Annotated in this window: 14 protein-coding genes; all 14 read left to right on the top strand. The window is 66.1% G+C overall.

From position 1 onward, the window contains the following. Window positions 1-52: 52 nt before the first annotated feature. Window positions 53-1,252, top strand: a complete 1,200-nt coding sequence (locus tag P0652_RS00820) for a deoxyguanosinetriphosphate triphosphohydrolase (protein WP_284176850.1) — start codon at window positions 53-55, stop codon at window positions 1,250-1,252. A 36-nt stretch (window positions 1,253-1,288) separates the two neighbouring features. Continuing rightward, window positions 1,289-3,046, top strand: coding sequence for an arginine--tRNA ligase (argS, locus tag P0652_RS00825; protein ID WP_284176851.1), 1,758 nt, complete (start codon window positions 1,289-1,291; stop codon window positions 3,044-3,046). 58 nt (window positions 3,047-3,104) lie between these two features. Then, entirely contained in the window at window positions 3,105-5,051 is a 1,947-nt protein-coding gene (locus P0652_RS00830; RefSeq protein ID WP_284176852.1) for an SPOR domain-containing protein, read from the top strand. Next, complete coding sequence (gene nagZ / locus P0652_RS00835) at window positions 5,048-6,061, top strand: beta-N-acetylhexosaminidase (RefSeq protein ID WP_284176853.1); 1,014 nt, start codon at window positions 5,048-5,050, stop codon at window positions 6,059-6,061. The genes P0652_RS00830 and nagZ overlap by 4 nt, the downstream gene beginning before the upstream one ends. 20 nt (window positions 6,062-6,081) lie before the next feature. Next, window positions 6,082-6,891, top strand: coding sequence for a segregation and condensation protein A (locus P0652_RS00840; RefSeq protein ID WP_284176854.1), 810 nt, complete (start codon window positions 6,082-6,084; stop codon window positions 6,889-6,891). 17 nt (window positions 6,892-6,908) lie between these two features. After that, complete coding sequence (gene scpB, locus P0652_RS00845; protein WP_284176855.1) at window positions 6,909-7,661, top strand: SMC-Scp complex subunit ScpB; 753 nt, start codon at window positions 6,909-6,911, stop codon at window positions 7,659-7,661. Then, window positions 7,648-8,727, top strand: a complete 1,080-nt coding sequence (locus P0652_RS00850; RefSeq protein ID WP_284176856.1) for an ABC transporter ATP-binding protein — start codon at window positions 7,648-7,650, stop codon at window positions 8,725-8,727. The genes scpB and P0652_RS00850 overlap by 14 nt, the downstream gene beginning before the upstream one ends. Before the next feature lie 94 nt (window positions 8,728-8,821). Further along, window positions 8,822-9,061, top strand: coding sequence for a twin-arginine translocase TatA/TatE family subunit (locus P0652_RS00855; RefSeq protein ID WP_284176857.1), 240 nt, complete (start codon window positions 8,822-8,824; stop codon window positions 9,059-9,061). Window positions 9,062-9,124: 63 nt separating this feature from the next. Beyond that, complete coding sequence (gene tatB, locus P0652_RS00860) at window positions 9,125-9,571, top strand: Sec-independent protein translocase protein TatB (RefSeq protein WP_284176858.1); 447 nt, start codon at window positions 9,125-9,127, stop codon at window positions 9,569-9,571. Continuing rightward, window positions 9,568-10,419: a twin-arginine translocase subunit TatC gene (gene tatC / locus P0652_RS00865; protein WP_284176859.1), complete on the top strand. Its 852-nt coding sequence runs from the start codon at window positions 9,568-9,570 to the stop codon at window positions 10,417-10,419. The genes tatB and tatC overlap by 4 nt, the downstream gene beginning before the upstream one ends. A gap of 120 nt (window positions 10,420-10,539) precedes the next feature. Next, on the top strand, window positions 10,540-11,973 hold the full coding sequence (serS, locus tag P0652_RS00870) for a serine--tRNA ligase (RefSeq protein ID WP_284176860.1): 1,434 nt from the start codon (window positions 10,540-10,542) through the stop codon (window positions 11,971-11,973). Between the two features lie 18 nt (window positions 11,974-11,991). Beyond that, the gene (surE, locus tag P0652_RS00875; RefSeq protein ID WP_284176861.1) at window positions 11,992-12,756 is read left to right on the top strand and encodes a 5'/3'-nucleotidase SurE; all 765 of its coding nucleotides are present in this window, start codon (window positions 11,992-11,994) and stop codon (window positions 12,754-12,756) included. After that, entirely contained in the window at window positions 12,753-13,457 is a 705-nt protein-coding gene (locus P0652_RS00880; RefSeq protein WP_284176862.1) for a protein-L-isoaspartate O-methyltransferase family protein, read from the top strand. The genes surE and P0652_RS00880 overlap by 4 nt, the downstream gene beginning before the upstream one ends. A 114-nt stretch (window positions 13,458-13,571) precedes the next feature. Beyond that, window positions 13,572-14,996 carry a peptidoglycan DD-metalloendopeptidase family protein gene (locus P0652_RS00885; protein ID WP_284176863.1) on the top strand — a complete coding sequence of 475 codons (1,425 nt, stop codon included), beginning with the start codon at window positions 13,572-13,574 and terminating at the stop codon, window positions 14,994-14,996. The last annotated feature ends 101 nt before the right edge of the window (window positions 14,997-15,097 follow it).

Raw genomic sequence — 15,097 nt, forward strand, 5'->3', positions numbered from 1 at the left:
GCCCGTTTCGATGGGACTGTGGCGCGGTGCTCCACTGGGAAAGGAATCGGCGATGCTCTTCCACCGCGACCGCCCGCTCTCGCCCTTCGCCATCGACTACAAGCGCAGCCGTGGCCGCCTGATTCCCGAGCCGGCCTCGCCGACTCGGAGCGATTTCCAGCGCGACCGCGACCGGATCATCCATTCCAACGCCTTCCGGCGGCTCAAGCACAAGACGCAGGTTTTCGTGGAACACGAGGGCGATCATTACCGCACCCGCCTGACCCACTCGATCGAGGTCGGGCAGATCGCCCGCTCGATCAGCCGCATTCTCGGGCTGGACGAGGACCTCGCCGAGGCGCTGGCCCTCGCGCATGATCTCGGCCACACCCCCTTCGGACATGCCGGCGAGGATGCGCTTGATGCGCTGATGGCCGACCACGGCGGTTTCGACCACAATGCCCAGACGCTGCGGATCGTCACGCGGCTCGAGCGTCGCTATGCCGCCTTTGACGGCCTCAACCTGTCCTGGGAAATGCTGGAAGGGCTCGTGAAGCATAACGGGCCGCTGCTTGGGCAGGACGGGCGGCCGACCGAGCGCTACACCCGCCACGGCATTCCCGGTGCCATCGTCGAGTTCGACCAGATCTTCCCGCTCGATCTCGCGAGCTATGCCTCGGCCGAAGCGCAGGTCGCGGCCATCGCCGATGACATTGCCTACAACGCGCATGACATCGATGATGGCCTCAGGGCAGGGCTGTTCCACTCGTCGGAATTGCGAGAGGTGCCGTTCCTCGCCGCCTTGCTCTGGGAGATCGATCGCCTCTGGCCAAACCTCGATGAAGGGCGCAAGGCCCACGAGATCATGCGGCGCGTCATCACCCGGCTGGTCGAGGATGTCGCCGCCGAGAGCGAGCGGCGGCTTGTGGCCCTGAACCCGCGACAGGCGGACGATATCCGCCATGCGAAAGGCCCGGTCATCGCCTTCTCGGACGCGATCGCACCGGCCGAGCAGGATCTCAAGCGCTTCCTGTTCGAGCGCATGTACCGCCACAAGCACCTGCTCCAGCTCCGGGAATCCGCCTCGACCATCATCCGGGACCTGTTCGGCCGCTACATCATCGAGCCCGATCTCGTGCCGGAACTGGCTGACCGGCGAAGCAACGAGGGCCAGCTGGCTCGCGCCGTCGCCGATCATATCGCCGGGATGACCGACCGTTTCGCGATTCTCCAGCATCAGGCCTTGTTTGACGTCACGCCCGACCTCCGCTAGGGCCAGCATCTCTGCTGTTTTCGCAATGCGGGTTCCATGAACATTTTCCATGCCTTCTCGGCCGATCTTCAGGCCGTGCTCGCCGATCTGCCGGCCACCGCCTCCCTGGCACCCGAAATTCGGGCCAGGGCAACGGTCGAGCCCCCGCGCGATCCGGCCCATGGTGACCTGTCGACCAATGCCGCAATGGTTCTCGCCAAGGAGGCCGGCAGCAATCCGCGCGCGCTGGCCGAAGGTATCGCCGGAAAGCTCCGTGAGACCGGCCGCTATCCGAGGATCGAGGTCGCGGGGCCGGGCTTTATCAATGTCGGCCTCGCCCCCGTGGCTTTCGAAGATGTGCTGCGCGCGACCATCGCGGCGGGGCCGGATTTCGGCCGCTCGCCGCTCGGGCAGGGCAGGGCGGTCAATGTCGAGTATGTCTCGGCCAACCCGACCGGCCCGATGCATGTCGGCCATGGACGAGGCGCCGTCTATGGCGACGCCCTCGCCAACCTGCTGGATTTCGCCGGCTGGAAGGTGACGCGCGAATATTACATCAACGATGCCGGCGCGCAGGTCGATGTGCTGGCCCGCTCGGCCTTCCATCGCTATCGCGAGGCCCTTGGCCGCGATGTCGGCCCGGTGGGCGAGGGGCTCTATCCGGGGGATTACCTGATCCCCGCCGGCAAGGCGCTGGCCGAAGCCCATGGCGCCGCGCTGGAATCGATGCCGGAAGCGGAATGGCTGCCGATTGTCCGCGCGGCAGCGATCGATGCGATGATGGCGATGATCCGCGAGGATCTTGCCGCGATCGACATCCGGCACGATGTGTTTTTCTCGGAAGCGTCGCTGCAGGCGCCGGTCGACCAGGTCGCTGCGACCATTGGCGATTTCCGCGCGCGAGACCTGATCTATGAAGGTCGCCTGCCGCCGCCGAAGGGCCAGAAGGACGAGGATTGGGAGGATCGCGAGCAGACCTTGTTCCGCGCCACGGCCTTCGGCGATGATGTCGACCGCCCGCTGCTGAAATCGGATGGCGGCTACACCTATTTTGCCTCCGACATCGCCTATCACGCCAACAAGTTCGCCCGCGGCTTCGCCGAGATGATCGATGTCTGGGGCGCGGATCATGGCGGCTATGTCAAGCGGATGCAGGCCGCCGTGAAGGCTGCGACTGCCGGCAAGGGGGCCCTGGAAGTGCGCCTCTGCCAGCTCGTGAAGCTTATGCGGAATGGCGAACCGGTGAAAATGTCAAAGCGCGCCGGTGATTTTGTGACGTTGCGGGATGTGATCGACGAGGTCGGCCGCGACGCGATCCGCTTCATGATGCTCGACCGCAAGAACGATGCCGAACTGGAATTCGACCTCGCCAAAGTGATCGAGCAATCGAAGGACAATCCGGTCTTCTACGTTCAATATGCCCATGCGCGCTGCGCATCGGTGCTGGATCGTCAAGCCAAAACAGCCTTTGATTCCAATCCGATCAGCGTTGCCGAAATTCACGGTGCCGACCTGTCGGTGCTGCGCGACGAGGGCGAGCGCGCACTGATGCGGATGATCGCGCAATATCCCCGCCTGATCGAACAGGCTGCTGCCACGCGCGAGCCGCACCGCGTCGTCTTCTACCTCTACGATCTCGCAAGTGCCTTCCACGGCTTGTGGAACCGCGGCAAGGATTTGCCTGATTTGAGGTTTATTAATAACGATGACCGAAAAGGAACGATGGCGAGGCTGGCTCTCGTCACGGCTGTCAGGATCGTGATTGCCAACGGGCTTCGGCTCTTGGGCGTCTCCGCTCCCGACGAGATGCGGTAGCATCGCAGCCTTGATCCCCTGCCAGCTCCGCGCGTTGCGTTAGAGGAGGACCCCGACAATGGATCGCAACGATCAGGGTCGCAAGGAACCGACACTGGCAGATCTCGAGGCTTTCGAGAAACTGCTTCGGGAGAGCCTTCAGGCCGACTCGCCGGCCAAGCCGACAGCACCGGCCGCCTCCATCATGTCCGCTCCGGCCGCCCCCGAGGAACCGGCTGCCCTGTCTGGCGGTTCTCAGCGGGTGGAGCCCTCATTCGGGCCTGATCAGGCCGCTATGGCGGAGCTGGCTCGATTGATCGATCGGCCCGTCGATTTTGCGCTGCCACCTGTCCCCTCCGCCGCTGCTCCGCCGGCTCCGGAGCCTGAAAGGCCAGAAATCACCCATTCCCAGGCCGCCCATGTCGAAGGACATGCAGAAGCCGTCCTGTCGCCCGGCTGGGATCAGGCCCCGCCGGTCTCGATACAATACGCGCCGGTCGAGGCTCCGGCCGCTCCCGCGCCGGCGCCGGAACCGCTCGATCCGCTTGCCGCATTCGAGCAGGAACTGCGGCGCTTCGATGCGATCCGCATGGCGGAGCACAAGGCAGCTCAGGCCGATCTGCGCACAGACTACCCGGCGCAGGAACCGATTCCGCAGGCGACCGGCTATGATCAGCCGGCTTATGCAGAGCATGATTATCGCCAGCAGGGCTATACCGAGCCCGCCGCCGAGGTGAACTGGGACGCACAGCAACCTGTCAATCCGGCCGAAAGCCAGGCCGAAGCTTCTCTCCATGCTGCGGAGGAGCGCCTCGCCGCGCAGGCTGCCGCGGCTGCTGCCGCGGCCCAGGCACAGACAGGGCCGGGACGTTCCCGGACAATTTTTCTCGCTTTGGGCGGCCTTGCCGTGGCCGGTGGCGCTGTCCTTGCCGGATCGATGCTGTTCGGCGGCGGATCGGACCGTAAGACCGCATCCGGCTCGGTGCCTGTCATCGCAGCGCGGCCGGAACCAACCAAGGAACGCCCCGCTAATCCAGGCGGGATCGAAATTCCCAACCAGAACAAGCAGGTCCTGTCGCCTCGCAACGCGAATGACACGCAGCCCGCGCAGGTGGTCAACAATACCGAGCAGCCGCTTGACCTGAACCAGGTGACCCGTCGTGACGGCGTCCGAGTTGTCGCCCCAAGCCCGTACCAGAATTCCGGCGCACCGGCAGGCGAGACTGCGAACCCCAATCTCGAGCCGCGCCGCGTGACATCGATCCGGATCCCTGTCGGTGGCGATGGCGCCGTTCCCACGGCCACAACGACCACCACGGCTCCGGGTGTGAACGCCCCGTCATTTCCGGTCACGCCGCCGGCGCAGAACCCGGCACCGCCGCCGGCCCGGCCGACCGGCCCGGTCGTGACGGTGCCGCAAACGCCCGTCAACGCGCCGATCCCCCCGATCGCCCCGCCGGGCCGGACCGAACCCGCTCCGGCGGTGACGGCCCAGCCGCCGGCTGCGGCGCAGGCAACCCCGCCCAAGGTCGAGACACGCCCGACGACGGCCCAGCCGCCGCGTCCGCCGGCCAGCGCCACCGCACCCACGGCGTCGCCTCCGTCAGCACGCGTCGCGACGGCCCCGGCGGGTACGCCCACCACGACACCGGCAAACCGGTCAGCGAATGCACCCTTGGTCCTTTCGCCGAATTCGCGCCCGGCGGCGCCCGCTACGGCGGCCCGTCCGGTGCCTTCGGCGAATGCGGGTGGCGGTTCACCGCCGGCCAGCCAGCCGACTTCGGGCGCTTTTGCGGTGCAGCTCGCCTCGCGTCCGACCGAGGAAGATGCCCGCAACGCCAGTACGCAACTGCGTACCCGTTTCAGCGCTGCGCTCGGCGGCAAGGCGCCGGGTGTCGTTTCGGGCACTGCCAACGGCCAGACGGTCTACAGGGTCCGTGTTGGCGGCTATAGCCAGGCGGCGGCCGTGGAAGCCTGCAACAAGGTGAAAGCTGCCGGCGGCAATTGTTTCGTGACGCGTCAATGAAGCCTCTGATCTTCGGGGCGAAGGGCCACCGTCTTTCCAACCAGGAGGCGGCCTTCTTCGCCGAGCATCGCCCGGCCGGCTTCATCCTGTTCCGGCGGAATGTCGACACGCCGGATCAGGTCCGGGCGCTGGTCGAGGAGATGAAGCGCGCGGCCGATAATCCCGGTGCACTGGTGCTGATCGACCAGGAAGGCGGCCGCGTGGCCCGGCTTCGTCCGCCGCATTGGCGGGAATACCCGCGCGCGGCAGCCTACGGGGCGCTCTGGCCGATCGACCCGGATCTCGCGGGCGAGGCCGCCTATCTCGGCGCGAGGCTGATCGCGGACGATCTCATCCGGCTGGGGATCAATGTTGATTGCCTGCCGGTGCTCGACGTTCCGGTTCCCGGGGCCGACAACATCATCGGTGACCGCGCCTATGGCACCTCTCCGGATATCGTGATGGCGCTGGGCCGCGCTGCAGCCGATGGGCTGATGGAAGGCGGCGTGATGCCGATCATCAAGCATATCCCCGGCCATGGCCGGGCAATGGCGGATTCCCACCTTGCGCTGCCTGTGGTTGAGGCCTCGCGCGCCGCCCTGCGCGGCCATGATTTTCAGCCCTTCCGTGCGCTGGGCGACATGCCGCTCGCCATGACAGCGCATGTGATCTTCACCGCCTATGACCGCGAAAACCCCGCCACGACATCGGAAACGGTGATCCGCGATGTCATCCGCGGTGAAATGGGATTTGATGGCGTGCTGATGTGCGACGACCTGTCGATGAAGGCGCTGTCCGGCAGCTTCGCCGGCCGCCGTGACGCGGCTCTGGCGCAGGGCTGCGACCTTGTTCTCCATTGTAACGGCGAGATGGACGAAATGGAGCCGATCGCGGCCGGATGTCCGGGCATCGCAGCGCCCGCCGCCCGCCGGCTCGAACGCGTCGTAACGGCCCTGGGCAAGGCCCGGAAGCCATTTGACCGGGGACAAGCCGAAGCGCGACTGGACGCCCTCCTTGCCATGGGCGGGTGAAAGCCCGATCTCTAGGCTTGATGGCCAATCCTGCGGACCCCTTCGACACGCTCGAGATCGATCCCGATGCCCTGCCGGGCGAGGACGAGCCGCGCCTGATCCTCGATCTCGACGGCTTCGAGGGGCCGCTTGACCTGTTGCTCGATCTTGCCCGACGCGAGAAGCTGGATCTGCGCTCGATTTCGATCCTGAACATCGCCGACCAATATCTCGCCTTCATCCGCGAGGCCCAGCGCCTGCGGCTTGAACTCGCGGGCGATTATCTGGTGATGGCAGCATGGCTGACCTACCTGAAATCACGGCTGCTGCTGCCGAGAAAATCCGCTTCGGACGAGCCGGAAGCCGATGAGCTGGTCGAGGATCTCGCCATTCGCCTGCAGCGGCTGGAAACCTTGCGCAAGGCCGGCGAATGGCTCGCAACGCGCCTCGCCTCCACACGGGAGACGGCACCACGCGGCGCGATCGAGCCGATTACGATCGAGCAACGCCCCGCCTGGGAGCTGAGTCTTCTCGAACTGGTCTCGGCCTATGCCGAGCGGCGGATCGCCTCGATCAAGGCGCGCTACACCGTGGCAACGCGAAAGACCCTTTCTATTCCCGAAGCGCGCAGCATCCTGATGCGGCTGGTGGGCGAGGCGGGCGACTGGTGCCCGATCGATGTCCTGCTTGCGGCGATCCGCCCTGCCGAGGCGGAACCACGCAGCGCCCGCGCCTCGTCCTTCGTGGCGGCCCTCGAACTGGCGCGCGAAGGCGCGCTGGAACTGCGGCAGGAGGCCGCCTTCGCTCCGCTCTACCTGCGCACGGGCCGGAAGGCCCCGGACGCGCGATGACGGGGAGGGGCACCGGGATGATGCGGATCGTCACCGAGGAGAACCACGAGGCCGAGCGCCGCTTCGCCCATGGCGTCCGCGTGGCCGAAGCTTTGCTTTTCGCGACGGACCAGCCGCTCGCAGCCGAGGACATCGCCCGGATGATGCCCGCCGGGGTGGAGGTCGACGCCGTCCTCGGCGAGCTGGAACGGCTCTATCGCCCGCGCGGCGTCAACCTGATTCGCGCCGGCGGCAAATGGATGTTCCGAACGGCGCCGGATCTCGGCTATCTGCTGCGACGGGACAGCGAGGAACCGCGCAAACTCGGGCGCGCGGCACTGGAAACGCTGGCGATCATCGCTTATCACCAGCCGGTCACCCGGGCGGAGATCGAGGCCTTGCGCGGCGTTTCGACCCATAAGGGCACGCTGGATACCCTGCTTCAGGCGGGGTTTGTCCGCCTGCGCGGACGCCGGCGCACGCCGGGCCGGCCGGTGACCTTTGGGACGACCGAAACCTTCCTGATCCAGTTCGGCCTGAACCGGATCGGCGATCTGCCGGGCCTGGATGATCTCGCCGGTGCTGGCTTGGTCGAGGGGCAGGTTCCGGCCGGGTTGCATTTCCCGCTGCCCAGCGACGACCCCGCCCTGCGCGGCGACGAGGATCCGCTGGAGCCTGACCTGTTCGATATCATGACCGAGGAGCGCCTGGACGCCCTTGCCGGTGAGCCGCCGCTTGACCCGGATGACGGCGCCCCCCCGAGAACGGATGACCGGAATGGTCAATCCTGATGGTGCGGGCCGCCGGTTGCGGGCCTCGGCCGTCATTCCCGCATCCTTGTCCTTCGAGAACCTGACCCGCCGGTTTGGCGACAAGGAAGCCGTTCTCGACGTGTCGTTCACCGCCGCCAATGGCGAGGTTATCTGCCTGCTCGGCGCCTCGGGTTGCGGCAAGTCCACCCTGCTGCGGCTGGCAGCGGGCATCGAGGTGCCCAGTGCGGGCCGGATCCTGCTCGATGGCAAGGAAGTGGCGGGCCCGGAACGGTTCGTCGAGCCGGAACACCGGGGCATCGGCCTCGTCTTCCAGGACTACGCCCTGTTTCCGCATCTCGATGCGCTTGAGAATGTGATGTTCGGGCTGGGCAATCTCCCGCGCCGCGAGGCACTGGTCATCGCCGATGCTGCCCTGCGCCGCGTCGGCCTCGGCGACCGGATGCGCGCCATGCCGCACGAGCTGAGCGGCGGCGAGCAGCAGCGTGTCGCCCTTGCCCGGGCGGTGGTGCCGCGGCCCCGCGTGCTCCTGATGGACGAGCCGTTTTCGAATCTCGACCGCCGCATGCGCGACCAGGTGCGCGAGGATACGGTGGCGATCCTTCGGGAGACCGGCGCGACGGCCCTGATCGTCACCCATGACCCGGAAGAGGCGATGCGCATCGCTGACCGGATCGCGCTGATGCGGAACGGCCGGCTGGTGCAGATCGGCAGCAGCCAGGACATCTACCGCCATCCGGTTGATCTCGAGGCCGCGCGCTTCTTCTGCGATCTCAACGAGATCGAGGGACTTGTCCGGCAAGGCGCGGTCGATACGCCGGTCGGACGATTCCCGGCTGCGGGGAAAGCGGAGGGCAGCCGCGCGACGGTCGCCATCCGGCCGCAGAACCTGCGTCTCAAACCGGCCGGGTTCTGTCTTGCGGGCCGGGTGATCGATCATCGCTTCATCGGCGAGGTTGAACTGGTCGATCTGGCGGTCCAGGGGCTAGAAAAACCGCTCCGCGCCCGCTCTGTGGAAACCCCCGGCCTGCGGCCTGGCCTGGATGTCGGTGTCGAAATCAGCGCGGACGATGTACTGGTCTTCTGAGGTCCTTGTTTTTGCCGGCAAGACCCCCTAGTTTCCGGTCGAACTTTGAACCGCGCCGCGAGCGCGGTCCTGCAGGAAGCGTGTGGAGGCGTCGATGGGCAGCATGAGCATCTGGCATTGGCTGGTCGTAGCAGTGATCGTTCTGCTGCTGTTCGGCCGCGGCAAGATCCCCGAACTGATGGGCGATGTCGCCAAGGGCATCAAGTCCTTCAAGGCCGGCATGAAGGACGAGGAAGCCGCCAAGGCTGACGAGCCTGCCAAGGAGATCGAGGGCAAGGCCGGCGAGGTTGTGAAGCCGGCCGAAGCCGCGAAGACCGAGCCGAAGGCCGGTTGACGGCCCTGAACCGGCAGAGCCCGCCTGTTTTGGCAGGTCGGGCAGGAAAGCGCGTGGTATCCGATGTTTGATATCGGCTGGAGCGAGTTGATCGTCGTCGGCGTCGTCGCCCTCGTGGTGATCGGCCCGAAGGAACTGCCCGGCGTGATCCGGTCAGTCGGGCGGGCCGTGTCCAAGTTGCGGACCATGGCCGGCGAGTTCCGGACCCAGTTCGACGATGCCATGCGCGAGGCCGAACTGCACGAGGTCAAGAAGACCTTCACCGATATGGGTGAGGCGGCCACATCCGCTGCCAGCGCCGTCGCGAACCCGGTCGGTGCCGTGCTGAATGAAGTCAAGGCCAGCGCGGAAGGCGCATCCGGGGTGACCGAAGCCAGTCAGGCCTTGCAATCCATTGAGGCCGATGCCCGTGCCCTCGAGGCCGAGATCGCCAAACCCGAGATCGCGCAGCCGGAATCGCCGGCCGCTCCCGCGCCGGCCACGCCCGCGCCCGAGGCTGCAAAATCATGAATGCGCAGGTTCCTGCTCCTCTTACGCCCGATCCCAAGCCTGTAGAGACACCTACCGGCGCCCGGGATGGCCATGATGAGATCGAGGCCTCGCGCGCCCCGCTGATCGAACATCTTGTCGAGTTGCGTTCGCGCATCATCAAGGCGGTGGTCGCCTTCATCGTCATGACATTCGTGTGCTTCGGCTTCGCCAAGCATATCTACGCGATCCTCGTTTATCCTTACATCTGGGCGGCGGGCGGGCCGCAGAACGCACCGCTGATCTACACCCATCCGCTGGAATATTTCTTCGTCCAGCTGAAACTGGCGGTGTTCGGCGGGGCGTTCCTGGCATTCCCGGTCATCGCCACGCAGATCTACAAATTCGTCGCACCCGGCCTCTACAAGGACGAGAAGGATGCCTTCCGTCCGTACCTGATCGCGACGCCGGTCTTCTTCGTGCTCGGCGCCGCCGTTGTCATGCTGATTGCCATGCCGATGCTGATGAAATTCTCGCTGGCCATGCAGCAGACAGCGTCAGAAGGGCAGGCGCCCATCACCTTCCTCGGCAAGGTCGATGATTATCTCAGCCTGATCATGACGCTGGTTTTTGCCTTTGGCATCACCTTCCAGTTGCCGGTGATCCTGACGCTGCTCGCCCGGATCGGAATCATTGATGCGCAATTCCTCCGCGAAAAGCGCCGCTACGCGATCGTGGTTGTTTTCGTGATCGCAGCGATCTTCACGCCGCCGGATATCCTGAGCCAGTTTACCCTCGCGATCCCGACCTTGCTGCTCTACGAATTGTCGATCCTCTCGGTGGCCATGGTCGAGAAGAAGCGCGCGACAACCGAGGAAACGGCAAACTGACCGCGGCAGGGCTTGACCTGCCGGTCCGGACTTTCCAAACAGCGTTGATCCATGCGATGGCCGGGCCGGCGAGGCTTCCTGCCTGTCGCTGATTCGCTGCCCCGAAGTCCGAGCCCTCCGATGCATGACATCCGCGCCATCCGAGCCAATCCCGAGCCGCTGAAGCAGGCGCTCCTGCGCCGGCAGCAACCGCCGGCCGAGGTGGATTCCCTGCTCGCCTCGCTGCTCGCGCTGGACGAACAGTACCGCACCGCGCTGACCGAGAAGGAAACGCTCCTTGCGCGCCGCAACGCCGCCTCGAAAGAGATCGGTCAGGCCATGGCCCAGAAGGACATGGCGCGCGCCGAGGCGCTCAAGGCAGAAGTCGCCGCCGGCAAGGACCGCTTGGCCCAGCTGGAAGGCGAGGCCGGGACCCTGGAAGGCCAGTTGCGCGATATGCTCTCGGCGCTGCCGAACATCCCGCTCGACGAGGTGCCACAGGGTGCCGACGAGCATGGCAATGTCGAGCATCGCCGCCATCTCGCCGTGCCGAACCTCGCTTTCGCGGCGAAGGAGCATTTCGACCTCGGCGAGGCTTTGGGCATGATGGATTTCGAGACAGCGGCGAAGCTGTCCGGCAGCCGATTCGTGGTGCTGCAGAAGGGCCTCGCCCGGCTGGAACGGGCCCTCGGCCAGTTCATGCTCGACCTGCATACCGGCGAGCATGGCTATACCGAGGTCCAGCCGCCGATCCTCGTGCGCGACGAAGCCATGTACGGGACAGCGCAATTGCCCAAGTTCCGCGAGGACCAGTTCATGGTCATGAGCGAGGGCACCCGAACGGAATTGCTGTCCGGCGCGCTGGAGCATGTCTCTCCGGGGGATGCTCAGGTCTTCCGGGAGGGGCTGATGCCGCTTGCCAAGCTGGTCGAGCGGACGCTGAACCGCGCACCCTCGCGGGAGGATCGCTGGCTTGTTCCCACGGCCGAAGTGCCACTGACCAACCTCGTCCGCGAGAAAATCCTCCTGGAAGAAGAACTTCCGCTGCGTTTCACCGCGTTGACGCCATGCTTCCGCGCCGAGGCCGGCTCGGCCGGGCGGGATACGCGCGGCATGCTGCGCCAGCACCAGTTCAACAAGGTCGAGCTGGTCTCGATCACCACGCCGGAAACCTCGCGGCAGGAGCATGACCGCATGCTCGACTGCGCGGAAACCGTGCTGAAAAAGCTCGGGCTGCATTTCCGGACGATGACCCTCTGTACCGGCGATATGGGTTTTGCCAGCCAGAAGACCTACGATATCGAGGTCTGGCTGCCTGGCCAGAACACCTATCGCGAGATTTCCTCCTGCTCGGTCTGCGGCGACTTCCAGGCCCGCCGGATGGATGCGCGGTTCCGGGGCGCCGGCGACAAGGCGACGCGCTTCGTCCACACGCTCAACGGCTCGGGCGTGGCGGTCGGACGCTGCCTTATCGCCGTCATGGAAAACTATCAGAATCCTGACGGATCGATCACGGTTCCGGATGTGCTGAAGCCCTATATGGGCGGGCTCGACCGGATCGAACGCGCGGCCTGAGCCGGGCAGGGGAAAGACATGCGGATCCTGATCACCAATGACGACGGCATCCATGCCCCCGGGCTGGGCGTTCTCGAGACCATCGCACGCGGCCTGTCCGACGATGTGGTGGTCGTGGCGCCGGAAACCGACCAATCCGGCGTCTCGCATTCGCTCTCGCTGAATGACCCTTTGCGCCTGCGCCAGATCTCTCCGAACCGCTTCGCGGTGAAGGGCACGCCGACCGATTGCGTCATCATGGGCATCAAGCACATCCTGCGCGAAACCCGGCCTGATCTCGTCCTGTCCGGGGTCAATCGCGGCCAGAATGTCGCGGAGGATGTCACCTATTCCGGCACGATCGCCGCGGCGATGGAAGGCACGTTGCTGGGCGTGCCCTCGATCGCACTGAGCCAGGCCTATTCGCGCGGCGATCACGAGAGCATCCGCTGGGATTGCGCGGAAACCCATGGCGCCCGTGTGGTGCAGCGGCTGATCGAGGCCGGCATCCCGCCGGGCATTGTGATGAATGTCAATTTTCCGGCTGTCGCGCCGGATGAAGTGGCCGGCCTCGCGGTTTGCGTGCAGGGCCAGCGCAACCAGGCCATGCTGGATGTCGACCGTCGGGTCGACGGGCGCGGCAACCCCTATTACTGGCTGGCCTTTGCGCGCGGGCGCGTGGTTCCCGCCGAGGGCACGGACCTGCACGCGCTGGCCGATGGCAAGGTTGCCATTACGCCGCTCCGGCTGGATCTGACGGACCTGCCGAACCTGACCCGGCTTGCCGAGGCCCTCGACGGATGAGCCACGACGCGGCTTCGGACTGGCGCCAAGAAGAGGCTACGGCGGAGCCCGGAAGCCCGCTTTCCGCCGATACGGCGCTGGCACAGTTCATCCTCGACCTCCGCTCGCGTGGCCAGACAGACGCCGCGATGTTGACCGCCTTCGAAAGGCTGCCGCGGCATCTCTTCATTCCCGGTTTTCTGCCGGAACGGCTCTACAGCCCTGTCTCCCTGCCGATCCCCTGTGGTGAAGAGGCGACGGATCCGTTCTCGATTGCCCGGCATCTCGCCCTGCTGGATATCCGGCCCGGGCACCGCATACTCGAAATCGGCCTCGGCTCCGGCTTCCAGGCGGCCATCATGGCCCGGCTGGGCGCGTCCGTCACCAGTTACGAGCGCTATCGCAGCCTGATCCGGCAGGCCGAGCAGGCCTTCAGGCACGCGGGAATCACCAGCGTGACGCCAATGCTGGGTGACGGCCTTGCCCGGCTCGACCGGCCGGACAGCTTCGACCGCATTATCCTCAACGGGGCGCTGGAGCTTCCGCCGCAGGCCTTCCTGGACCGGCTCAATCCGCATGGAATCCTTGTGGGCCATCGGCTGCGCGGCCTCGAGACACGGCTTGCCGTTTGGCGCAAGGACCTGACGGGGCAGGCCGCAGAACAGGATGCCGGGCCTTCGCGCCTCGGCCCGCTGCGGGGCGGGCTGACGCTCGTCCTCTGAACGGCCGGCAGGCGCGATTCACATTCGGGTAACCTTGCTGTTCAACCGGACCTTAAGCTGAATCCGTCTTTACTCCGGATCATCGCCTTTGATGGTTACCGGGTGAGACGAGTAATGCGTGAGTTTCAATGGATTAGCGGGAAGCGCAAGCTTCTGGCGACGGTGATGGCAGCCGGCCTGCTCGGGGCCTGCTCCTCGGACGTCACCCGGTTTGATAACGACCCTTTCAAAAATCCGTTCCGCTCCCGGGCTGCCTACGACCCTGTCCAGACCAATTCGATCAACCGGCCGACGCCCGGGCCGCGCAGCCTCGAACCGGTTCGCCCCTCTGCCGCGACGACGCAGCCGCTGCCGCCGCCTAACCAGCCGATCATGGCCACGAATCCGTCGCGCGCGAACGCGCCCCTGACGACGGGGTCGGTCAGCGCGCCGAACTACGTTCCGCTGGCGCCCGTCGCGGAGCGTCCGGCAACCGCGCTTGGCCCGGCTTCTTCGACGACCGGCTGGTCTGCCGTCGGCGGTACGCCCGTCGTGCTGCGCGAAGGCGAGAGCCTGAACACGCTGTCCGCGCGCTACAACGTGCCGGTTAACGCCCTTATGGCTGTCAACGGCATTTCGAATGTCAATCAGGCCCGCCCGGGCCAGCAGATCATGATTCCCGCCTACAGCCCGGTTTCCGCCGCGCGGGCGCCCGTCGCCAATTCCGTGATCCAGCGCCCGGCGGCTGTGCAGCAGCCCATGCCGGCGGCCAGTGCACGCTCGGCGCCGGCCATCCCGGCGCGGGTCGCCGAAGCGCCCAAGCCAGCCGATCCGGTGCGCATCGCTCCGGTGGCGCGTCAGGTCCAGCCTGCCGGCCAGAGCGATGCTGAAAAGCGTGCCGCAGCCAAGCTGGAGGTCATGCGTCGCCAGAGTGAGGAAGCCCGCCTGAAACAGCAGGCGGAAGCCGCCACTGCCAGGAAGCTCGCCGAAGCCAGGGCAGCCGAGCGCAAGGCCAGGGCGGAAGCGGAGAAGGCCAAGGCGCAGGCCCTCGTCGCCAGCCGCAAGAGCAAGGCAGACGAGGAGCCGGCAACCACAGCGTCGATCCCCGAAGCGAAGCCGGTCCCGGCCCGCACGCAGCCCATGCCGGAGAAGGAAGCTGCCGCCCCGGCAGAGGCCAGCGAGACGCCGAACTTCCGCTGGCCGGCCCGCGGCCGCGTCATTTCCGGATTCGGAGCCCGGGGCACGGGCGGCGCGAATGACGGCATCAACATCGCGCTGCCTGAAGGCACGCCTGTGCGCGCGGCCGAAGGCGGCACGGTGGTCCATGCCGATGACGCGCTGAAAGGCTATGGCAAGCTGGTGCTGATCCGGCATCCGAGTGGCTATGTCTCGGTCTATGCCCATAACAGCGAACTCAAGGTCAAGCGTGGCGAGAGCGTCCGGCGTGGCCAGGTCATTGCCAGTTCCGGCCAGTCCGGCAACGTTACCGCGCCGCAGCTCCATTTCGAGATCCGCAAGGGCGCGACGCCGGTTGATCCGAACAAGTATCTGACGGAATGAGCATTTCTATATCCGGTGGGGATCTCGCGAGACCTTGACCCTCACCGGAACAACCCCGCTGCCTCCAAGGAAAGGGGCAGCGGGGTTTCTACTTTCAGGGC

Origin of the sequence: Rhabdaerophilum sp. SD176 (assembly GCF_030143245.1) — a bacterium.
In the GTDB taxonomy this organism is placed as follows: Bacteria; Pseudomonadota; Alphaproteobacteria; order Rhizobiales; family Beijerinckiaceae; genus Rhabdaerophilum.